The following is a 21,307-nucleotide window of genomic DNA, read 5'->3' on the forward strand; positions in this document are numbered from 1 at the left end:
CAGAGGAGGAGAAAGGTTTTCAACGCCGTTTAACACGTCTGGGTGATGGCAGAAAGTCGCCATGTCTGGAATCCGTCACCAAAGAGTGCCACAGAGTGATGAACGACTGCCGCACGCTAACCCGTTGTGATCAAAGCCAGCCGCGCCGTGACGCCTGCACCCCGAGCTGGAACCGCGTCTGCGCCCCCAGCAACTGCTGCAGCCGGCTCACGCGCCGGTGCACCGTCCGGTCGCTGACGCCGAGCTCCCGCGCGATCGACTCGTCCGTCAGGCCCGCGCTGAGCAGTGACAACAACCGGTGCGTCGCCAGCGTCGGCTCGCCACCGACGCTGTCCTGCCCGCCGGCCGTGACCGGCACGCCCATCCGCCAGAACGCCTCGAACAGCTCGATCAGCGCGCTCAGCAGCACGGACGGGTGAATGAGCAGGGCGACGACGTTCGCGCCCGTCACCGTCGGCACGGCGATCAACGCCCGGTCCGAGTCCGCCACGACGAGCTTCAACGGCACCCCGGGGAACGCCCGCGCCTGCTCGCCGACCGCGATGCTCTCCTGCACCGACGCGAACCCCTGCGGGTCCTGCAAGAGCGACGAGTCGTAGACCACCCGGTAGGAGACCCCGCGGGCCAGCGCCGGCGGCTGCGCGGGACTCGCCTCCGGCTGCGGGCTCAGGTACGAACCGGGGTCGAGCGCCCGCACCTCGGTCTTGGCCTGGCTCTGCATCTCCTCGAACGCGGTGATCACCTCGTCCGCGTCCCTGAGCACCTCGACGAAGTCCGCGTCCAGCCCGCCCCGCCCGGCGTAGGCCCGCGCCAGCACCTCCGCGGTCTCCCTGGCCCGCTGGGCGGCGACCTCGTGCTCGGAGGCGATCGCCGTCAACGCCGACCGCGGCGGCCGCACGTGCCCACCGCGGGTGAGCCCGAGCCGTTCGAGCTCCTCCAGCGCCGCACCGGGATCCGCCCTGCCGCCGCGCAACAACGCCAGGTACAGCCGTTCGGCCTCCGCCGACAAACCCCCGCGCACACCGCTCCCTCCGGTCTGAACCGAAGGTACCTGCTGCGATCAGGCGGCGGCCCGGTTGAGCGCACCGAGGAAGAGCGCGTCGAACGCCCGGTCGGGCAACACCCTGCGGGCGAACAGGATCGGCCGCGCACCGAACCCCGCCGCGTACCGGGTCCTGGGCCTGCGCGCCCGAGCGGCCCTGACGATGACGTCCGCGATCACCTCCGGTTCCGACCCGCGTTCGACCTGTGAGAAGAACGCCGCGAGCGCCTCGGCCTGCTTGCGGTAGGCCCCCTGCCCGGACGTCCTGCGGAGGTTGTCCACCGCGATGCCGCCCCACTCGGTCTTGATCGCACCCGGCTGGATCACCACGACGTCGATCCCGAACGGCTTGAGCTCCAGCCGCAGCGAGTCGCTCAACCCCTCCACCGCGAACTTCGTCGAGTGGTACCACCCGCCCAGTGGCTCGTAGATCCGCCCGCCGATCGACGACACGTTCACGATCCGCCCGCTGCCCGCCTCCCGCATGTGCGGCACGACCAGCTGCACCAACCGCGCCAGCCCGAACACGTTGACCTCGAACTGGTACCGCCCCTCGGCGAGCGGCACGTCCTCGAACGCCCCGTACGACCCGTAGCCGGCGTTGTTGACGAGCAGGTCGATCCGCCCGGTCTCCGCGACCACCCGCTCGACCCCGGCGACCATCGACGCGTCCTCGGTGACGTCCATCCGCACCACCTCGATGCCGCGCTCGGCAAGCCCGTCCATCCGCTCGACCCGTCGTGCCGCGGCGTAGACCGCGTAGCCCGCCTCGTGCAATGCCAGCGCCGTCGCCTCGCCGATGCCCGACGACGCGCCCGTGACCAGTGCGACCTTCATGTCCGCGCTCCTAACTAACCGGTTGGTTGCTAACTCCAGGCAACCACGGTCGCGGTCGACTGTCAACCAACTGGTTGGTTAGAATCGGTCCGTGGTGAGGGACAGGGAAGCAACCAAGGCGAAGCTGCTGGCGGCGGCGCTGACCGAGTTCGCGGCGCACGGCATCGCCGGCGCGCGCGTCGACCGCATTGCCGCCGGTGCCGGGTGCAACAAGGCGATGATCTACGCCTACTTCGGCAGCAAGGAGGACCTGTTCGAGGAGGTCCTGAAGATCCAGATCGCGGCCGTGGTCGAGGCCGTCCCCATCACGCCGGACGACCTGCCGGGGTACGCGGGGCGGTTGTTCGAGACGTACGCGCGTCAGCCCGAGCTGCTCAGCCTCGCCGGGTACCACCGGCTGGAGAACGGGTTCGAGGCGATCTCCCGGGCCGAGGGGGAGGCGCACGTGGCGAAGGTGGCCGCGATCGCCGAGGCGCAGGAGCGCGGGGTGCTGCCGGGGGAGTTCGGGGCCGAGGAGCTGCTCGCGCTGACCGTGCACATGTCGATCCTGGCGTTCTCCACGCCGGTGGCGAGCCGGGAGCTGGTCGAGCGGGCGGTCGCGAAGCTGATCGCCGGCTAGCCCCTGCGCAGCAGGTAGGTGTCCATGATCCACCCCTTGCGCGCACGGGCTTCCTCCCGCACCGCGCGGATCTCGGCGGCCACGTCCCCGACCCGCCCGGACACCAGGACCTCGTCGGGCATCCCCAGGTACGCCCCCCAGTAGATCCACGTGTCGGGGTCGACGCCCTCGAAGGAGTACTTCGCGTCCAGCATCACGGCCACGTCGTCGACGTCGGCGGGCCAGCCCTCGGACAGGCGGCGGCCGGTGGTGATCTGCACGGGGCGGCCGACCTGGTTCAGCGCCACGCGGTGGCCGGCGGTCAGCGCGGCCACGGAGGTGACGCCGGGGACGACCTCGACGGTGAACTCCAGGCCGCGGGCCAGGAGGTCGTCGAGGATCGCGAGGGTCGAGTCGTACAGGGAGGGGTCGCCCCACACCAGGAACGCGCCGACCTCGTCGTCGCCGAGCTGGTCGAGGAGGGCTGCGCAGACGTCGGCGCGGTCGCGGCGCCAGGCCTCGATCGTCTGCACGTAGTTGTCGGGGGTGCGGTCGCGGTCGGGGTCGCGGCCTTCGAGGACGCGGTAGGGGCCCGTCGCGTGTTCGGCCACAATGGACTGGCGGAGGTCGACCAGCTCCTGTTTGACGGCACCCTTGTCGAGCACGAAGAACACGTCGACCGTCCGCAGGGCCTTCACGGCCTGCAGGGTGAGGTGGTCGGGGTTGCCCGCGCCGATGCCGATGACCAGGATCTTTCGCACCACGACACCCTAGACCAGAGGTGGGATCATCCGCGCCGGTCGACGACCGCGACGAGTTTGCCGCGGGTGCGGGTGAAGTCGGCCAGGCCGACGTTCTCCACGCGCACGGTGAGCGGGCGGTCCTGTTCCACGGCGGCCGCCACCTCTGCGTAGCGGGCGAGCAGGGTGCGCCGGCTCGTGGCCGGGTCGGGTGCGCGGCCCTCTTCCAGGCGCACCACCAGTTTCTCGCCTGACGCGGACTCGTCGAGCACGAGCTGCAGTGCGCCGGAGTAGCCGAGCTCGTCCTCGACGATCATCAGGAAACGGCGGTAGTCCAACGTCTGCGCGGCGGTGCGGAACGCGTCACCGGTGCGGTCGAACTCGGTGAGCACTCCGCGGCTCCTCCGTTGCTGGGCGAATGGTTGTACCAATCGGACGTTACTGATCGGTACAACCGCCGTTCAGTCGAGCGAACGGGCCCAGCAGGGATTTTCGGTCCGCGGGGCGACCGGGATCACAGGCAGGGGAACGAGGTTGACCGTTGACCCCGATCGCGAAACGCGGTCAGGCGGCCACGTGGATGATCCGCACCGGCTTCTTCGGTGCGCCGTCGAGCGTTCCGTCCGGCTGCGGCACGATCCCGGCCGCCACGATCCGGTCCAGGGTGTCCATGCCGGACACGACGTGGCCCAGCACCGTGTAGACCGGCTTGATGTTCGCGAAAGAGTGCACGATGAAGAACTCGCTGCCGTTGGTGCCCGGCCCCTGGTTGCCGTATGCGATGGTGCCGCGCGGGTAGGTCTCCGCACCGCTGACCTCGTCGGCGAACCGGTAGCCGGGACCGCCCTCCTCCGCCCGGTGGATGTCACCGCATTGCAGCACGCCCAGCCGCGCGGTGTCCGTCAGCCGCCAGCACTGCGTCATCGTGTAGAACCAGCTCCGCGCCAGGTGCGCGAAGTTCGCCACCCCGCACGGCGCGGTGGCGCGGTCCAGCTTCGCGACCACGACGCCGTAGTTCGTCACGATGGTGACCTTCACGGTGCCGCGGGCCGGGACCGTCGACGGCGGTGGCTGCACCGGGCGGGCGGCCGGGTTCTCCGGCGTGGGGATGAACTCGCAGCGCGCGGTCGGCGGTGCCGCGTGTGCGGTGGCGGGGGCGAGGACGACCATCATCAGGACGGCGAGCAGTAGCCTCATGGCCGCCGACCGTAGTCCCGGCTCCACGCCTTGTCAGCACCTCGACGGCGCCTTGGGCAGCTCCCGCGGCACCGCTGCCCGGTGCGTCCATAGCACTGTTGCGAGCCGCTCCCCGCACGCACTGGCCGAAGAGGCAGAAACCCGGAGCCGTGCAGGTGAAGGGCTGCCCCGATAACGATATCGCGCTACTGCCGCGGTAACCGGATTTCAAAACCCAGCAACGGTCAACGACGAAGGTTCCGGAACTCGCGCGAAACGCCGTGCGTCAAGTCAGGTGGAAAGTCGTGACGGCACCGGGCACGGGAGACCCCCGTTGCGCCCCTCGGGTGTCCGCCAACAGGTGGAGGGCACGGGCACAGCGCGTGGTCGAACGGGGAAAGGTGCCCGAATCCCCGCCGAGCAGCCAAAAGTCGTGCGAAAATCGGCGCGGTCCACCCGTGGGCGGGAACCGGCGACGGACCGGAACCGCCGTCGTCACGCTGTCGGACGAACTCGTGGGGCGGATTGGGTGAGCCGGCTCGCCGGCTGCCGCGACGGTGCTGGGATTTCATTCGCGCGGAAAACAGAACAGTGATTTGCGGTAACGTCGGACTCGTATTGGTTGGTCACCTCATCGGAGTAACGGCGGTGCCGCGGTCATGAGGAGTCGGGCATCATCACCTGGCCCGACCAAGTCGCAGAACGAGGGGTCTCGTGTGACCATCTTCCGTGCCGGCCGGACCGGAGCGTGGTGGATGTACCTGGTGGCAGGTCACCTGCTGCTGGGGGTCTACTACCTCATCCCGGTGAGCCCGGCTGGCACAACGGGGCAGACGGTGCGCGTGGTGCTGTACTGCACGATCTCCGCCTCGGCCGCGATCGCCATGTTCGCCGGCGTCCGCCGCAACCGGCCGCAGTGGCGGCGCCCGTGGGTGCTCCTCGCACTGAGCCAGGTCGTCTACGCGCTGGCCGACCTCACGTTCTACGCCTCGCACTACATCTTCCGGTACACGCTCTACCCGTCGTACGCGGACGTCCTCTACCTGGGCCACTACCCGCTGATGGTGGCCGGCGTGATCATGCTGATCCGCCGCCGCACACCGGGGCTGGACCTGCCGAGCCTGCTCGACGCCGCCGTGCTCGCCGTGGTGGCCGGCATGGCGTCCTGGCTCTACGTCATCGGCCCGCAGGCCCGGCTCACCTCGCCGGCGCTGGTCAAGCTCGCCTCGCTCGGCTACCCGATGATGGACCTCGCGCTGTTCGTCGTGGCCCTGCGGCTGATCTTCGGTGCCGGACCGCGGCCGCGCGCGTTCGTGCTGCTGACGGCGAACCTGCTGGGCATCCTCACCGCGGACACGATCTACGTGCTGCAACGCCTCGACGGCAGCTACCACGCGGGCAACTTCCTCGACGCCATCTGGCTCTCGGCGAACCTGTGCATCGGTGCCGCCGCTCTGCACCCGACGATGGCGCGGCTCGTGGACCGCGCGCACATGAAGGACGTCGGCCTGAGCCGCGGCCGGATCATCGCGCTGTCGTCGGCCGCGCTGGCCGCGCCGGTGCTGATGCTGGTGCACGACGTCGGCGAGTCGTCGCAGGACGTGGTGGTGATCGCGGCGGGCAGCGCGCTGCTGTCGCTGCTGATCATCGCGCGGCTCGCGGGCCTGGTCGCCGACCAGCGCAAGCTCGCGATCACCGACAGCCTCACCGGCCTGCACACCCGCCGGTTCTTCGAGGCGCAGCTGCCGCTGGAGATCTCGCGGGCACGTCGCAACGACGGGTCGGTCGCGGTGTTCATCATCGACGTCGACCGGTTCAAGTCGATCAACGACAACTACGGCCACCCGGCCGGTGACGACGTGCTGATGGAGGTCGCCGCCCGGTTGCGCGCGGCGTCGAGGTCGGGGGAGGTGCTCGCGCGCTACGGCGGTGAGGAGTTCGCCCTGCTCGTCCCGGACGCGGGCCCCAACCGGCTCTCGGTGATCGCGAACCGGCTGCGCGAACGCGTTGCGGAGAAACCCATCCCGGTCAACGCGGGCAACGACGACATCCCGCTGTCGGTCACGGTGTCGGTGGGCTCGGCGAGCTTCCCGACGCACGGCGACGGCCCCGACGACATCGTGGTGATCGCCGACCGCGCGCTGTACGCGGCGAAGGCCGCAGGCCGCAACCGGATCGCGGTCGGCCCCGAGCCGCTGCCCGCCGTCGACCCGGACACCGACGGCGCGATGGCGGAGTTCCTCTGCCAGGTCGCCGACCGCGTGGACGGCTGGCTGCACCGCTACGACCACAGCCGGTCCGTGTCGCGCTGGGCCGGGGTGGCCGCCGGGGAGTTCGGCCTCGACGCACCCACGACCAGGGTCGCCCAGCTGGCCGGCCGGCTGCACGACATCGGCAAGATCATCATCCCGGAGGTCGTGCTGACCAAGCCGGGCGCGTTGTCGGAGGAGGAGTGGCGGCTGCTGCGCCAGCACCCGGACTTCGGCTACCGGCTCGCGCGGATGGTGCCGGGGTTCGCGGGCGTCGCGCACGTGATCCGCCAGCAGCACGAGCGCTACGACGGCACCGGCTACCCCGACGGCCTGAAGGGCGCGGACATCCGGGCCGAGGCGCGCATCCTCTCGGTGTGCGTCGCCTGGGCGGCGATGCGGTCGAACCGTCCACACCAGACCGCGCTGGACGAGAACCGTGCGCGGCGGGAACTCTGGGCAGGGCGCGGCGAACAGTTCGACCCGGACGTCGTGGACATGTTCCTCGACCTGCACACGCAGGGCAGCATCGGAACGCTGCGCCCCTCCGGTCTGTCCGTGCAGGAGGCCGGCTTCCCCGCCGACTTCCGGCCCTGACCCGCGGCGGTTCGTGCGCGAGATCATCCGTTCGGCCGAGCCGGATCCTGCCCAACACCTCCGGAACCACACCGGACAGGTGCGAGACTTCACCTGGTTCGAACCAGGGGGAAGATCGCATGGTCCGCAAGTCGCTGGCGGCGCTCGTCGCCGTGCTCACGGTCGTGGCGGGAACGGTGCCCGCCGCCTCGTCGTCGGGCGGACCGACCCGGCCGGTGCGGTCGTGCGCGGCGCTGGTGCGCTCGTACCCGGTGCCGGACGCGCGGACGCGGGTCGAGTCGGCCGTGGTCGTGCCGGCCGCGGGCAGAGTGCCGGAGTTCTGCGACGTGCGGGGCACGATCGAGCCGGACGTCCGGTTCCAGCTGAAGCTGCCCACCCGGACCTACCGCGGCCGGTACGTCCAGTACGGGTGCGGCGGGTTCTGCGGGTTCCTGGAGCCGGCGAAGTTCCCCCAGTGCGGTCCGGCGTTCGGCGACGCGGCGGTCGCGACCACCGACGCGGGCCACCGGACGCCGCCGGAGGACCCCACGGACACGACGTGGGCGCGGTCGGACCAGCAGGCGCGCGACGACTTCTTCTTCCGCGCACCGCACGTGCTGGCACGGGTGTCGAAGGTGCTCGTGCGGAGCTTCTACGGCGTCGCACCGGCGAAGTCGTACTTCACCGGCTGCTCGAACGGCGGCCGCCAGGCGTTGCAGCTCGCCCAGCGCTACCCGCACGACTTCGACGGCATCGTCGCCGGCGCGCCGGCCGGCTACTTCGGGGCGCTCGTGGGCTACCAGGCGTGGATCACCCGCAACGCCATCCCGAACGACAAGATCGACCTGCTGCACGCCGCCGTGCTGCGCGCGTGCGACGGTCTCGACGGGCTGGTGGACGGCCAGCTCGACGAGCCGCGGCTGTGCCGCTTCGACCCGGCCGTGCTCGCCGGTCAGCTGACCGACGACGAGATCGCCCGCGCCCGCCGGCTCTACGCGGGCCCGTCCGACGGCGGTGTCCGGCTCTACCCCGGTGGTCAGTCGTACGGCTCGGAGCTGGGCTGGAAGTACTGGACCAACCCGGTCGACGGCCACTCGATCTCCGGTGAGCTCGCCGACGACGCGCTGAAGAACCTCGTCTACCCCATCGGACAGCCACACTCCTCTGTGGACTCGTTCGAGTTCACCGTGCGCGAGCTGCACCGCGTGGCACGGGAGGCGGTGAAGGCGAACGCGATGTCGCTGGACCTGCGGGAGTTCCGGCGTGCGGGCGGCAAGCTGGTCGTCTGGCACGGCGCCGCAGACCCCGGCATCCCGGTGCAGGGCACGCTGGACTACTGGCAGCGGCTGACCGGCGGCCGGACGCAGGACTGGGCCCGCCTGTTCGTCGTGCCCTCGCTGCACCACTGCGCGCGCGGTGACGAGCTGACCGACTTCGACCCGTTCCCCGCGCTGGTGCGGTGGGTGGAGGGCGGTGCGGCACCGGTGAAGGTGGTCGCGGAGGGACGGGACGGCTCCGGTGCCGTGACCCGCACCCGTCCCGTGTTCCCCTATCCGGCCCGCGCCGTGTACGACGGCACCGGCAGCACCGACGACGCCGCGAACTTCGTGCCGGCGCCGGGCCCCGTGCTGCGCGACCGCATCCTGTGGGCCGGCGAAGGCCTCTACCGCTCCGGCCCCGTCGCCCCCTGACCCCCGCTGCTGGCAAGGCATCTGCAAGTACCACCAACTTGCAGATGCCGGCGGAAGCAGGGTTGGAGGAACTTTGCGATGGCCGCCGTCAAAGCGGCGTCCGTGCTGCGCGTGGACTGGTGGCCCGCGTCGCCGACGAACACGAGCTCGGCGTCGGGCCACCGCTGGGCGACCTCCCAGGCGTTCTCCGGCGGGCCGCCGAAGTCGTACCGGCCGTGGATGAGCACGCCCGGGATGCCGTGCAGGCGATGGAGGTTGTCCAGGACGTGGTCCGGTTCGAGGAACGCCTCGTTGCCCCAGTAGTGCGTGATGATCCGGGCGAGCGTGTACGACGTCAGCGGGTCCTCGTACCGCGTGCCGGCGAAGTCCGTCGCACCACCGGCCATGAGCGCGAGGTCCCACCTGTTCCAGTCGTGGGCGGCTTTCGCGCGGGTATCGGGATCGTCGGAGTTGAGGAGCCTGTTGTAGGCGACGGCCAGGTTGCCGTTCCGTTCCTCCTCCGGCACCCCGCGCTGGAACTCCGCGAACAGGTCGGGGAAGAACAACCGGGCCCCGCGGGTGAGCCACGCGTGCTCCTGCGGCCGGGACGTGGTGACCGCGCTGATGATGAGCTCGCTGACCCGGTGCGGGTGCTGGATCGCGTACGCCAGCGCGAGCGTCGACCCCCAGGAGGCCCCGGCGATCAGCCACTTGTCGATGCCGAGGTGTTCTCGGAGCTTCTCGGCGTCGTCGATGAGGTGCTGGGTGGTGTTGTGCTCCATGCTCGTGGCGGGGTCACCGGCGTGCGGGGTGCTCTTGCCGCAGCCCCGCTGGTCCCACAGCACCAGCAGCCAGTGCTCGGGGTCGAAGTCCTCGCGCCACCGCCGGTTCAGCCCGCTGCCGGGACCGCCGTGGAACACGACCGCGGGCTTGCCCGCCGGGTTTCCGCTGACCTCGTAGTGGATCCGCTGCCCGTCACCGACGTCCAGCCAGTCCCCGGTCACCGGAACTTCTCGACGGCCGCGGCGATCGCCTCGCTCATGCTGCCGCCCTCCTTCGCCTGGTGCCCGGCGTCACCGAGGACCACCAGCTCGGCGTCCGGCCACCTCTTCGCCACCTCCCACGCGGTCCACAGCGGCCCGCCGAGGTCGTTGCGGCCGTGGATGAGCACGCCGGGGATGCCGTGCAGGCGGTGGAGGTTGTCCAGGACGTGGTCCGGTTCGAGGAACGCCTCGTTGCCCCAGTAGTGCGTGACCACCCGTGCCGTCGTGTAGCGGAAGAGCGGGTCCTCGTAGGGCGTGCCGGTGAAGTCGTTGTCGCCGCCGGTGACCGTGGCGAGGTCCCACTTGCTCCAGTCGTGGGCGGCTTTCGCGCGGGTATCGGGGTCGTCGGAGTTGAGCAGCCTGTTGTAGGCGAGGGCGAGGTTGCCGTCGCGGTCCTCCTCGGGGACGCCGTCGAGGAACCGCTCGAAGTGGTCGGGGAAGAACAGGCTGAGGCCACGGGTGATCCACGCGTGCTCCTGCGGCCGGGACGTGGTGACCGCGGCGATGACCAGCTCGCTGACCCGCTCGGGGTGCTGCTCGGCGTAGGCGAGCGCCAGCGTGGAACCCCAGGAACCGCCGATGATCAGCCACCTGTCGATGCCGAGGTGGTCGCGGAGCTTCTCGGCGTCGTCGATGAGGTGCTGGGTGGTGTTGTGCTCCATGCTCGTGGCGGGGTCGCCGGCGTGCGGGGTGCTGTTGCCGCAGCCGCGCTGGTGCCAGATGACGAGCTTCCAGTGCTCCGGGTCGAAGTCGCGGCGCCAGCGGGCGCTGTTCCCGGGGGCACCGGGGCCGCCGTGGAAGACCACGGCGGGTTTGCCGTCCGGGTTTCCGCTGATCTCCCAGTGGACGCGGTTGCCGTCGCCCACGTCGAGGAGGCCCTGGTCGTAGGGCTCTGGATGGGGGTGCATGCGGTCAGGCTATTGCCGGGAACGGGGGAGGGCCCGTGGTTTTCCGCTGCCCCGCGCACGACGCGGTGGCGGGTCCGCCGCCCTTCGAGAGGGGACCCGCCACCGGTGCGGCCGCGTCAGGACTTCTGCCGGGCGCCGATCTGGTCCAGCACCTCGGTCTGCGACACGATGATCTTGCCGGCCAACGCCTTCGAGCCCACGTGCACGCCCTTCGCCTGGGCGTCCTTCGCCATGTCCACGCCGCTGCGCAGGTGGCGGGACAACGTGGCCAGGTAGAGCGTGTCGAACTGGGTGCCCTGCGCGGTCTTGAGCGCCTCGACGTCCTTGGCGGTCATCATGCCCGCCATCTTGTGCGTCTCGTGGGGGGCGTCGCCGGGGACCTGGATGTTCCACGTGCGCAGGTAGGTCGACATCTGCTCGATCTCACCCGCCTCCGCGGCGGCGATCCGGTCGGCCACGTCGACGACGAAGGAGTCCTTGGAGCGTTCGACGGCGAGCTTCGAGATCTCGATCGTCTGCCGGTGGTGGGGGATCATGCGCAACGAGAACGTCGCATCCGCCTCGTTGGCCGCCGGTTCGCCGGAGCCGCCCCCGCCGAACGCCGAACAGCCCGTCAGTGCCAGCAGCCCCAGCACCACGATGAGCAGACGCGCACGCATGAAGCCTCCCGTCCTCGGTTCCCTGCCGAGGCATACGGAGGGGCGTTCTGCCCGGTTCAGAAGTTCCGCTGGCCGAGCTGCTCGGTCACCGCGGACACCACGTCGGGGTGGCCGAGGGGCAGCGGTGCGGGGATGCGGTCGTCGGCGCTGTCGTCGCTGCGCGCGATGACACGGGCGAACGGCGCGGTGACCTCGGTCTCCGGGTCCACCAGCAGGACCGAGTTCACGAGGTGCTCGTGCCGGCCCACCAGGTCGACGACGTCGGCGGCGAGGGGTCCGCTGCACACCACGTCGAGGCGCACCGGCGCGTCGTCGTCGTGGTGGGCGGCGAGCACCTTGTCCACTGTGGACTTCCACTCGGGTGCGGCGGGGACGCGCAGCCACACCACGCGCAGGGTGTCGGTGAACGGGCGCCAGGTGGCGGGGATGCCCTCGTGCGGGGCCTCGCCCGCTGGATCGATCACGAGGACCGTTGGGGCACCTGCGGGTCCGTCGACGACGACGCCGGGGCCACTGGCTCGGGAGGGCTGGTCGAAATCACGCATGACGCGGGGATTCCCCGTCCGGAGGCGACTTACTCGGCTGACAGGACCAGTTGTCCCGGTGGACCGGCTGGTGCGGAACTCGTCGAACTTCGCTCCGGGTGACTCCTTGACCACTTTCGAAACGTCGGTTTATGGTCTAGACCACACCGATACTTGATCGGCGAGCGATCAGAAACGCCGTCGGTTCCCGCCCCTGCAACGGGGGTCCACCCCGCCTGGGAACGATCCAAGGAGTTCGGAAGAATGAAACTCACCAGGAAAGCGGCGCTCGTCATGGCCGCGGTCCCCGCAATCGTGCTCGTCACGCCCGTCGGTTCGGCCAGTGCGCACGGGTACGTGTCGTCACCGCCGAGCCGGTCGGCGCAGTGTGCGCAGAAGACCGTTCCCTGCGGTGCGCCCACGTACGAGCCGCAGAGCGCAGAAGGCCCCAAGGGCCTGATGAACTGCAACGGAGCGCGCGGCGACTTCGACGAGCTCAACGACGACAGCAAGGGCTGGCGGGCCACCAGCACCGGCACCAGCCTGACGGTGAGCTGGACGTTCACCGCCCGCCACCGCACGCGCGACTACGAGTACTACATCAACGGCTCGCGCGTCGGGTACGTCAACGGCAACAACGCGGCTCCGGCCGACCCGGTGCGGCACACGATCAACCTGAGCGGCTTCTCCGGCCGCCAGAAGATCTTCGCCATCTGGAACATCGCCGACACCGGCGCCGCGTTCTACTCCTGCATCGACGTCAACGTGAACGGTGGCGGCACCCCGCCGCCCACCACCACGCCGCCGACGACGCAGCCGCCGACGACCACCCCGCCCACCACGACCCCGCCGACCACGCAGCCGCCCGCGGGTGGCACGTGGGCCGCGAACACGTCCTACGCCGCGGGTGCCCAGGTCACCTACGGCGGCTCGACGTACCGCTGCCGGCAGGCGCACACCGCGCTGACCGGCTGGGAGCCGCCGAACGCGGTCGCGTTGTGGGAGAAGATCTGATCCGATGAGGCGCCTGGTGATCGCGGTCGCGGTCCTGGCGCTGGCGGGGTGCGGTGGAGGTGCCGCCGTGCCGGAGGCCCAGCAGCAACACCAGCAGGGCCACGGGCACGGTGCGGCGACCTCCACCGCACCACCTCCCGCTGCCACCGCGAGGTTCAACGACGCGGACGTCATGTTCGCGCAGATGATGGTCGCCCACCTGCAACAGGGCATCGACCTCGCGGTGGTGGCGAAGGCCATGGCCACCGCGCCGAAGGTCAAGGAGCTCGCCGGCGCGGTCGACGTGACCCAGCGCGAGGAGCTGGAGATGCTCAAGGGCTGGCTGAAGCTCTGGGGCAAGCCGGAGCAGCCGTCGAGCGACCCGAACGTGCACGCCGCCCACGGCGGCATGCCGCTGCTCGACGCCAAGGTCATCGCCGAGGTCAAGGACAGGAGCAAGGAGGAGTTCGACCTCGCCTACCTCAACCTGATGACCGGCCACCAGGGTGGCGCCGTCGAGATGGCGCAGACGGAGCTGAAGGACGGCTCCAACCCGGAGACCACCGCCTACGCCCAGCGCGTGCGGGACTCGCGGTCCGGTCAGATCCAGCAGATGCTGACGTTGATCAACGGGCAGTAGCCGGTCAGCGTCCGGTCAGCGGCCCGGTGTTGCCTGCCGGGCCATGGACGTGTTGATCTCGGGGGCCGGCGTGGCCGGCCCCGCACTGGCCTTCTGGTTGTCCCGCTTCGGGATCTCGGCCACGGTCGTCGAACGCGCGCCCTCGCTGCGGACCGGCGGCCAGGCCGTCGACTTCCGCGGCGAGGCGCACCTGTCCGTGCTGCGGCGGATGGGTCTGCTCGACGCCGTCCGCGCCGCCGCGACGACCCCGCGCGACATGGTGTTCCGCGGTGTCGACGGACGGGAACGCGCCCGGCTGCCCGCGTCGTTCACAGCGGGTGAGGTCGAGGTCCTCCGAGGGGACCTGTCCCGCCTGCTGCACGACGCGAGCGCCGCGGACGCGGAGTACGTGTTCGGTGACTGGGTCACGGCGCTGCACGACGACGGCGCCGGCGTGGACGTGGAGTTCGCCCGCGGCCGGCCGCGGCGGTTCGACTTCGTCGTCGGCGCGGACGGGATGCGCTCCGGCGTGCGGCGGCTCACCTTCCCGGACTACCGGCCGCGGTTCCAGGGCTACTACTTCGCCCTCTGGCCCGCCGACGGCGACGACCGGGACCTGACCTGCGCGCCGGGGGTGCTCAGCGCACCGGGCTGGGTGCTGTTCAAGTCGCCGGTGCCACCGGAGCTGCTGCCCGACGAGCTGATCGCTCCCGACGTCTACTTCGACTCGATCAGCCAGGTGCGGATGCCGTCCGTCAGCTCGGGGCGGGTCACCCTGCTCGGTGACGCCGGGTACGGCTCGACGCTGGGCGGCATGGGCACCGGGCTCGCGGTCGTGAGCGCGTACGTGCTGGCCGGGGAGCTGGCCGCGGGCGGTGACGCGTTCGCCCGCTACGAGGCACTGGTCGGCCCGTACGCCCGCGGCTGCCAGGGCAACCCGGGACCGTTCCTCGCGCCGGGCACGCGGCTCGGCATGTGGGTGCGCGACCGGGTGTTCGGGTTCCTGGACAAGGCACCGGTGTTCGCGCGCATGGACCTCAGGGCCGCCACCGCGATCAAGCTCCCCGAGTATGCGCGAGTGCGCTGAGCGCCGCCTCCACCTGCTGCTTGGCGTTCGCGTGCATCCACCCGAACCCGAGCTCCCGGTCGGCGGCCAGCAGCAACCGCTCCGCCTCCGCCGGGTCGTCCCGGCGGCGGGCGATCTCCGCGAGACCCACGTGGGCCAGTGCCCTGGTCGCGGCGAGACCCGCGCGGGTCGCCAGGTCCAGCGCCTCGCGGTAGTCGCGTTCGGCGGCGTCCTGGTCGAGGTCGAGCAACCGGTCGGCGCGGCGGCCGCGCAGCTCGGCCAGCTCCTCGGTGGCACCCAGCTCACCGACGGCGCGCAGGGCCTCGTCGGTGAGGGCCAGCGCCTCGTGCGGGTCGTCGGTCAGGGTGGCGAGCACGTCGAGGACCTGGGCCGCGCCCCAGCGCTCACCGAGGTCCTGGAACCGGCGCAGGGCCTCCCGGGACCGTTCGACGGCCAGGGCGCGGTCGCCGTTCACCGCCCACTCGGTGTAGGCGGTGCTGAACGCGATCAGGCCCCGCACCCACGGGTCGGTGCTGTTCTCGACCGCCTCCTGCAACGGGGTGCGCGGGCGGTCGCGGTCGGGCGGCCCGGCCAGCATGGCCCACGCGATCAGCACGAACGGCTGGCGCACCGGGCCGCGCAGCTGCTCCAGGACACCGCGGACGCGTTCGGGTGCGGCCAGTGCCAGCAGGATCGCGTACTCCTCGCTCACCTGCTCGGGCACCACGCCGAGCAGGGTGCGCGCGATCGGCTCGACCTCGGTGCGGCTGCCCTTCACGTACAGGTACCAGGACAGGTCCGCGAGCAGGCGCAGAGCGGCCGCCGGCTCGTGGGCGGTGGTCCAGGTCAGCGCCTGCAGGAGGTTGGCGTGCTCCGCGCTCATCGCGGCGAGCCAGCGCAGCTGGCCGGGGCCGCGCAGCTCGGGGTCGGCGCGGCGGGCCAGTGCGCTGTAGAACGCGGCGTGCCCGGCGTCGGCGCGACCGTGCCGCGCGCAGAACTCGCGGATCGTCTCCAGCATGCGGTAACGGCCGTCGGCGGCTTCGACCAGCGACTTGTCCACCAGCGCTGCCAGCACCTCCAGGTCGTGCCCGCCCACCTGTTCCACGGCGTCGAGGGTGGCGCCACCGCTGAACGTCGCGACCGCCGTGGCGAGGTCGCGTTCGTCGGGCGTGAGCAGGTCCCAGCTCCACCCCACGACCGCGCTCAACGTCTGGTGGCGGGGTGCCGCGGCGCGGTTCCCCTTGGACAGCAGGCGGAACCGGTCGCCCAGCCGCCGCGCGATGTCCTCGGTGCTGAGGGTGCGGACGCGGGCGGCGGCCAGCTCGATGGCGAGGGGGAGGCCGTCGAGCTCGCGGCAGATGCGGTCGGTGTGCTCGTCGCGGGTGAACGACGGCCGCACGGCCCTGGCGCGCTGGACGAACAGCGCCACGCTCTGCTCGGGGTCGAGCGGCGGCACCGGGCACAGCGTCTCGCCGGTGATGCCCAGCGCCTCCCGGCTGGTCGCGAGGACCCGCAGCCGCGGGCACGTGCTGAGCAGGTGCTGGACCAGCCGCGCCGCCTGCTCGACGACGTGCTCGCAGTTGTCGAGGACGAGCTGGACCGCGCGGTCCTTCAGCGCGAGCGTCAGCCGTTCCTCCGGTGGCAGCACGGTTTCCTTGAGCCCCAACGCCTGCAGCGTCGCCGCGGCCACGTCGTGCACCGGTGCCAGGTCCACGAACACGGCGTCGTCGGCCGCCGCCCGCAGCGCGAGCCGGGTCTTGCCCGCCCCGCCCGGACCGGTGAGCGTGACCAGCCGGTCCTCGGTCAGTCCCGCGAGCCGCTCCAGCTCCGCCTGCCTGCCCACGAAACCGGTGAGCTGGGCGGGCAGCTCCCGCGGTGCCTGACCGCGCAGCAGCTGCACGTGGATCGCGCGCAGCTCGGCGGACGGGTCGGTGCCGAGCTCCTCGGCCAGCACGGCGCGGGCGTCCTCGAAGGCCTGCAACGCCTCGGCCGACCGGCCCTGCTGGTGCAGCGCCTGCATCAGGAAACCGCGCAGCCGTTCGTCCAGCGGGTGCTGCCGCACGAGGTCCTGGATCTCCTGCACGTCCGCCCTGTGCAACCGGACTCGCGCGGCGATCAACCCGTGCGCGGCGCTCCGGCGTTGCCGTTCAAGGCGGTCGGCGTGCCCGGTCGCGGTCGTGCCGCCCAGTGCGGGCCCGCGCCACAACGCCAGCGCGTCGGCCAGCAGTGCCTCCGCCGCCTGCGGGTCACCCCGGTCGAGCGCCTGCTGCCCGGCCGCCGCCAGCGCCGCGAACCGGTGCGCGTCAACGGTGTCCGGGTCGAGCGCGAGGCGGTACCCGGCCGGGTGCAGCTCGACCAGCTCGGCCGCCCCGAGCGCCCGGCGCAGCCGCGACACCTGGCCCTGCAACGCGTTCGCCGCGTCGGACGGCGGTGCCTCGCCGTACAGCTCGTCGATCAGCCGGTCGACGGGCACGACCTCACCGGCCCGCAGCGCCAGCAACGCGAGCAGGGTGCGCGGCCGCGGACCGCCCACCGCGACCTTGCCCGCTGCGGTGCGGGCCTCCACCGGACCGAGGACGTCGACGTGCACCGGCTGATTCTGTCAGCGCGCGAACCGTCCCGGGCTGGTACCGAGCACGCGCCGGAAGTGCCGGGTCAGGTGCGACTGGTCGTGGAACCCGGCCAGCACCGCCGCCTCGGCCGCGGGCCGCCCCTCCAGCAGGTGCCGGCGGGCCAGGTCGACCCGCCGCCCGGTCAGGTAGCGGTGCGGCGGCAACCCGAACCGCCGGCTGAACGCGCGCACCAGGTGCGTGGGGCTGCTCTGCAGCTCGGCCGCCGCCTCCGCCAGCGTGAGACCCGCGGGCAGCGACGCGTCGAGCAGCTCCCGCAGCCGGTCGGCCAGCGTCGGGTCGGCGAACACCTGCGGTGCGGTCCCGGCGAAGTGGTGCGTGATCCGCTCGGTGATCAGCGCCAGCCGGCTCTGCGCCTCCAGCGGCTCGTCCAGCACCAGGTGCAGCTGGTCCACCCGCCTGCGCAACAAGGGGTCGGCGAGCATCGGGGTGTCGACGGACTTGCCGACGAGCCCGGCGGGCAGCACGTCGCCGTCGAGGTACAGCACCCGTTTGCGGAAGCCCGACTCGTGCGCGGACCGGCCGTCGTGCGGCACGTGCGGCGGCAGCAGCGTCACCCCGTCGACCAGCGCGCCGTGTTCGTGCCGGTCCAGCTCGTAGCGCACCGCACCCGTGTCTATCAGCAACAACGTCCACGCGTCGTGCGTGTGCGCCGGGTAGACGTGGGTGGTGAACTCGGCGTGGAAGACCTCCCGGATGCCGTCCACCGCCGGGCGCCAGGCGGTGCTGCTCATGTCAGGAACGTACAAGACCGGCGGCGGCCCCACCCGCGATGGTGGACGCCATGTTCGACACCAAGATCGCTGTGCTGCTGCGGGACGACCTGGCCTCCTGGCAGGCGCTGAACGTCACCGCCTTCCTCGTCAGCGGCCTCCCGCAGGAGCTGCGCGGTGAGCCGTACACCGACGCCGACGACGTCACCTACCTGCCGATGTTCGGCCAGCCCGTCGTGGTCCTGCAGGGTGACCGGGACGTGCTCACGAAGGCCCACCAGCGCGCGCTGACCCGCAACCAGGCCATGTCGATCTTCACGGCCGACCTGTTCTCGACCGGCAACGACGCCGACAACCGCGCCGCCGTGCGCAAGGTGCACACCCGGGACCTCGACCTGGTCGGCCTCGCGGTGCACGGCCAGAAGAACGCGATCGACAAGATCCTCAAGGGAGCGCGGATGCACCCCTGACCGATCCAAATTGGCCCAGAGAAGCAGTGCGTTCTTGTCCCAAGGTCAGGGCCAATCGGCGTCCTACGGTCGTTCCATGACCCGGCGACTCGCGTACGCGCAGCTGACCAACTCGATCGGTGACGGCGGCTTCCTCGTCTGCTCGGCCCTCTACTTCACGCTCGTGGCCGGCCTGAGCCCGGCGCAGGTCGGCCTCGGCCTCACCGTCGCGTGGGGTGCCGGCGCGGCGGCCGGTGTCGCACTCGGCTCGCTCGCCGACCGGTGGGGGCCGCGCACCACCGCGGTCGTGCTGGCGGCGCTGACCGCGGCGAGCATCGGCGTTCTGCTCGTCGCACGGGGTCACCTGGCGTTCGTGCTGGTCATGTGCCTGTACGCGAGCTTCCAGAGCGGGTTGCAGGCGGCCAGGCAGGCGTTGCTCGCGGGACTGACGACGCCCGAGGAGCGCACGCGGGTGCGGGCGCGGATCCAGTCGACGGCCAACGCGGGCATCGCGATCGGCGCGGCGGCGGGCGGGTTCGCGCTGCACCTCGGCACGGAGCTCGCCTACACGGCGGTGTTCGCGCTGGACGCCCTGAGCTTCCTCGCCGCCGCGGCGATCCTCGCGACATTGCCGGAGACCGTGACGACCCGTGCACCCGGCCGGTTCGAGGTGCTCAAGGACCGGCCATACGTGCTGGTCACGCTGGTCAACGCGGTGATGCTGCTGTACATGCCGCTGCTCAGCCTGGTCATCCCGCTGTGGATCGTGCAGCGCACCGAGGCGCCGACGTGGCTCGCGGCCGCGCTGCTGGTCCTCAACACCGCGGCCGTCGTCCTGTTCCAGGTCCGCATCGCCCGCCGGGCCACCGAGCTCACGCGGGCCGCGGGGCTGGTGCGGCACGCCGGGCTGGTGCTGGGCGCGTCCTGCGTGGTCTTCGCGGCCACGGCGTTCGGCATCGGGGCGTGGCCCGCGGCGGCGCTGCTGGTCGCGGCCGCCGCGCTGCAGGTGCTCGGCGAGATGATGCTCGCCTCCGGGGCCTGGGAGATCGGCTTCTCCCTCGCGCCCGCCGACCGCCAGGGCCAGTACCAGGGCTTCTTCGGCACCGGCACGGCGGTCGCGCGCATGGTCGGTCCGGCCCTGCTCACGACCGTCGTGCTCGGGTGGGGGAGCCTCGGCTGGCTGCTGGTCGGCGGGCTGTTCGTGCTGGCCGGCTACGCGATGGGACCGGCGGTGCGCTGGGCCCGCGAGAAGAACTCCACCAGCTCCGGCGCCATCACCGAGGACTTGTACATGTGCGTCTGACCAGCCAGCGTGCGGTGCTCGGCGCCCTTGACGACCTCCGCGACGTTCTTCATCGCGTTGCGGAGGTACACGGGCGACTTGCCGCCGTCCATCGCGAGCGTCGGCACCTCGACGTGCCAGCGGCCGGCCGGCAGCGGCTCGCCGCGGCCGTCTTCGCCGAGGATGCGCAGGTCCCACGGCAGCGTGTGCGCCACGGCCTTGAGCTTCTTCCACACCGGCGTCAGCTTCATGACCGCGACGGCGAAACCGGGCGTGCCGACGAGCTTCATGAACGACGACAGCGCGCCGGACCGGTCGCCGCGCGCGATGAGGTCGTCCACCGTCCGCACGTAGTCGGCGGGACGGGCCGGGTGGGTGTCGTCCACGACGAACGGCGCCTCGTAGACCGCGAGCCGGGTGATCGACGGCAGCCTCGACGCGGCTTCGAGCGCCAGCACCGCGCCGGAGGAGACGCCGAAGACGAACGCGGACCCGCCGGCCTCCCCGATGACGGCCTCGATGTCCTCCACCTCGCGCTCCAGCGACCACGGCGTGGCGCCGTCCCCGGTCTCGCCCCGGCCGCGGCGGTCGTAGGTGTGGACGGTGAAGTCCTTGTCCAGCACGGACGCGAGCTCCGTGCTGGGCCCGAACCTCCGATGGCACAGTGCGCCGTCGACGAGCAGCAGCGCGGGACCGGAGCCGGTGGTCGAGCAGGCGACCTGCGTGCCGTCGGCCGAGGTGGTGAAGCGGGTCATTTCTGCTCTCCCAGGGTGTTCTCGAGCCAGAGCTGCCAGTCCTGTTCGGACTCGTCGCCCGCGAAGACGTGGTGCGCGGCGATCATCGGGCCGTGGAAGCCGCGCAGGAAGCGGTACATGCCGTTCTCGGTGCGCAGCCCGAGGGTGTGCGAGTTGCGGTGGTACTCGACGGCACCGGGGAGCTTCGCCTCGATCGCGTCGTCGAGCCTGCGCCACGCCTCGTCCCAGTCGGTGACCTCGGGCCCGAAGACGGTCAACGGCTGCGCGGTGCGGCCGGCGAAGTGGCCCAGGTCCTCGACCAGCGTGCGCCAGAACAGCGCGCCGCCCAGCTGCATCGCCTCGAACTCGTCGGCCCAGTCGTCGCCGGGCAGGAAACCGCTCGTGACCATCCGCAGCACCGTGCTGCCGTGGTCACGGCCCTCGACCAGGAACTCGTAGGCGATGAACCGGCCGTCCCCGGCCTTGCCGCTGTCGTGCGCGAAGTGCTTCGGCGGGTCCCACGCGGTGACCTCCGAAGTCGGCCGGTAGGCGCCGAAGGCCATCGTGACCTGGCCGTTCCGCACCTCGTTGCGGCCCATGTACCACGAGTCGATGCCCGGTCCGGTGGCGATCGCCTCCCAGACCTCGTCGACCGAGGCCGGTACCTCGGCGCTGTCGGTCGCTTCGAACGCGTGGCCCATCAGCTGCTCTCCCTCTCCTGCGGCATGGTGTCATCCTGCCGCCGAAGAAAATTGTCGTCAAGAAGAAAAAATTTGTCGGTTAAGGGGGAGTGCGGGCG

General features: G+C 71.4%; 21 protein-coding genes. 8 read left to right on the top strand and 13 right to left on the bottom strand.

Going from position 1 to position 21,307, the window contains the following annotated elements:
- Nucleotides 1-130 precede the first annotated feature (130 nt).
- Nucleotides 131-1,021, bottom strand: coding sequence for a helix-turn-helix transcriptional regulator (locus tag AB0A63_RS24175; protein ID WP_360395366.1), 891 nt, complete (start codon nt 1,019-1,021; stop codon nt 131-133).
- A gap of 39 nt (nt 1,022-1,060) precedes the next feature.
- On the bottom strand, nt 1,061-1,879 hold the full coding sequence (locus AB0A63_RS24180) for an oxidoreductase (RefSeq protein WP_360395368.1): 819 nt from the start codon (nt 1,877-1,879) through the stop codon (nt 1,061-1,063).
- A 91-nt stretch (nt 1,880-1,970) separates the two neighbouring features.
- Here AB0A63_RS24180 and AB0A63_RS24185 point away from each other — a divergent pair, with 91 nt between their 5' ends.
- Nucleotides 1,971-2,498: a TetR family transcriptional regulator gene (locus tag AB0A63_RS24185; RefSeq protein WP_360395370.1), complete on the top strand. Its 528-nt coding sequence runs from the start codon at nt 1,971-1,973 to the stop codon at nt 2,496-2,498.
- Here the strand turns inward: AB0A63_RS24185 and cobF are convergent.
- From cobF to AB0A63_RS24200, 3 genes are all read right to left on the bottom strand, one after another.
- Nucleotides 2,495-3,238 carry a precorrin-6A synthase (deacetylating) gene (gene cobF, locus AB0A63_RS24190; RefSeq protein WP_360395372.1) on the bottom strand — a complete coding sequence of 248 codons (744 nt, stop codon included), beginning with the start codon at nt 3,236-3,238 and terminating at the stop codon, nt 2,495-2,497. The two genes, AB0A63_RS24185 and cobF, sit on opposite strands and share 4 nt — an antisense overlap.
- Nucleotides 3,239-3,264: 26 nt before the next feature.
- Complete coding sequence (locus AB0A63_RS24195) at nt 3,265-3,609, bottom strand: hypothetical protein (RefSeq protein WP_360395374.1); 345 nt, start codon at nt 3,607-3,609, stop codon at nt 3,265-3,267.
- Between the two features lie 172 nt (nt 3,610-3,781).
- Nucleotides 3,782-4,414, bottom strand: a complete 633-nt coding sequence (locus AB0A63_RS24200; protein ID WP_360395376.1) for a peptidylprolyl isomerase — start codon at nt 4,412-4,414, stop codon at nt 3,782-3,784.
- Nucleotides 4,415-5,109: 695 nt separating this feature from the next.
- Between AB0A63_RS24200 and AB0A63_RS24205 the strand changes: the two genes are divergently transcribed.
- Both AB0A63_RS24205 and AB0A63_RS24210 read left to right on the top strand, forming a co-directional pair.
- Entirely contained in the window at nt 5,110-7,239 is a 2,130-nt protein-coding gene (locus tag AB0A63_RS24205; protein WP_360395378.1) for a diguanylate cyclase, read from the top strand.
- A gap of 119 nt (nt 7,240-7,358) precedes the next feature.
- Nucleotides 7,359-8,909, top strand: a complete 1,551-nt coding sequence (locus tag AB0A63_RS24210) for a tannase/feruloyl esterase family alpha/beta hydrolase (RefSeq protein WP_360395380.1) — start codon at nt 7,359-7,361, stop codon at nt 8,907-8,909.
- On the opposite strand, the gene pip (AB0A63_RS24215) is transcribed toward AB0A63_RS24210, so the two are convergent.
- From pip (AB0A63_RS24215) to AB0A63_RS24230, 4 genes are all read right to left on the bottom strand, one after another.
- Complete coding sequence (gene pip, locus AB0A63_RS24215) at nt 8,882-9,892, bottom strand: prolyl aminopeptidase (protein WP_360395382.1); 1,011 nt, start codon at nt 9,890-9,892, stop codon at nt 8,882-8,884. The genes AB0A63_RS24210 and pip (AB0A63_RS24215) overlap by 28 nt on opposite strands.
- Complete coding sequence (pip, locus tag AB0A63_RS24220) at nt 9,889-10,839, bottom strand: prolyl aminopeptidase (protein ID WP_360395384.1); 951 nt, start codon at nt 10,837-10,839, stop codon at nt 9,889-9,891. The genes pip (AB0A63_RS24215) and pip (AB0A63_RS24220) overlap by 4 nt, the downstream gene beginning before the upstream one ends.
- Nucleotides 10,840-10,955: 116 nt before the next feature.
- On the bottom strand, nt 10,956-11,498 hold the full coding sequence (locus tag AB0A63_RS24225) for a DUF305 domain-containing protein (protein ID WP_360395386.1): 543 nt from the start codon (nt 11,496-11,498) through the stop codon (nt 10,956-10,958).
- Nucleotides 11,499-11,554: 56 nt separating this feature from the next.
- The gene (locus AB0A63_RS24230; RefSeq protein ID WP_360395387.1) at nt 11,555-11,962 is read right to left on the bottom strand and encodes a hypothetical protein; all 408 of its coding nucleotides are present in this window, start codon (nt 11,960-11,962) and stop codon (nt 11,555-11,557) included.
- A gap of 324 nt (nt 11,963-12,286) precedes the next feature.
- Here AB0A63_RS24230 and AB0A63_RS24235 point away from each other — a divergent pair, with 324 nt between their 5' ends.
- Genes AB0A63_RS24235 through AB0A63_RS24245 form a run of 3 tightly spaced genes read left to right on the top strand, consistent with a single transcriptional unit; the run spans nt 12,287 to nt 14,721 of the window.
- Entirely contained in the window at nt 12,287-13,036 is a 750-nt protein-coding gene (locus tag AB0A63_RS24235; RefSeq protein WP_360395389.1) for a lytic polysaccharide monooxygenase, read from the top strand.
- 4 nt (nt 13,037-13,040) lie between these two features.
- On the top strand, nt 13,041-13,655 hold the full coding sequence (locus AB0A63_RS24240) for a DUF305 domain-containing protein (RefSeq protein WP_360395391.1): 615 nt from the start codon (nt 13,041-13,043) through the stop codon (nt 13,653-13,655).
- A 43-nt stretch (nt 13,656-13,698) separates the two neighbouring features.
- Nucleotides 13,699-14,721 carry an FAD-dependent monooxygenase gene (locus AB0A63_RS24245; protein WP_360395392.1) on the top strand — a complete coding sequence of 341 codons (1,023 nt, stop codon included), beginning with the start codon at nt 13,699-13,701 and terminating at the stop codon, nt 14,719-14,721.
- Here the strand turns inward: AB0A63_RS24245 and AB0A63_RS24250 are convergent.
- Nucleotides 14,690-17,290: a BTAD domain-containing putative transcriptional regulator gene (locus AB0A63_RS24250; protein ID WP_360395393.1), complete on the bottom strand. Its 2,601-nt coding sequence runs from the start codon at nt 17,288-17,290 to the stop codon at nt 14,690-14,692. The two genes, AB0A63_RS24245 and AB0A63_RS24250, sit on opposite strands and share 32 nt — an antisense overlap.
- Before the next feature lie 12 nt (nt 17,291-17,302).
- Nucleotides 17,303-18,064 (bottom strand): AraC family transcriptional regulator, encoded by a 762-nt coding sequence (locus AB0A63_RS24255; RefSeq protein ID WP_360395395.1) that lies wholly within the window; start codon nt 18,062-18,064, stop codon nt 17,303-17,305.
- Nucleotides 18,065-18,114: 50 nt separating this feature from the next.
- Here AB0A63_RS24255 and AB0A63_RS24260 point away from each other — a divergent pair, with 50 nt between their 5' ends.
- Both AB0A63_RS24260 and AB0A63_RS24265 read left to right on the top strand, forming a co-directional pair.
- Complete coding sequence (locus AB0A63_RS24260) at nt 18,115-18,513, top strand: DUF2000 domain-containing protein (protein WP_360395397.1); 399 nt, start codon at nt 18,115-18,117, stop codon at nt 18,511-18,513.
- A gap of 76 nt (nt 18,514-18,589) precedes the next feature.
- Nucleotides 18,590-19,795: an MFS transporter gene (locus AB0A63_RS24265; protein ID WP_360395399.1), complete on the top strand. Its 1,206-nt coding sequence runs from the start codon at nt 18,590-18,592 to the stop codon at nt 19,793-19,795.
- On the opposite strand, the gene AB0A63_RS24270 is transcribed toward AB0A63_RS24265, so the two are convergent.
- The gene (locus AB0A63_RS24270) at nt 19,705-20,529 is read right to left on the bottom strand and encodes an alpha/beta hydrolase (RefSeq protein WP_360395401.1); all 825 of its coding nucleotides are present in this window, start codon (nt 20,527-20,529) and stop codon (nt 19,705-19,707) included. The genes AB0A63_RS24265 and AB0A63_RS24270 overlap by 91 nt on opposite strands.
- A complete protein-coding gene (locus AB0A63_RS24275; RefSeq protein WP_360395403.1) occupies nt 20,526-21,209 on the bottom strand; it encodes an SRPBCC domain-containing protein in 684 nt (227 codons plus the stop codon). The genes AB0A63_RS24270 and AB0A63_RS24275 overlap by 4 nt, the downstream gene beginning before the upstream one ends.
- Between the last annotated feature and the right edge of the window lie 98 nt (nt 21,210-21,307).

Source organism: Lentzea sp. NPDC042327, from assembly GCF_040647275.1.
Classification (GTDB): domain Bacteria; phylum Actinomycetota; class Actinomycetes; order Mycobacteriales; family Pseudonocardiaceae; genus Lentzea.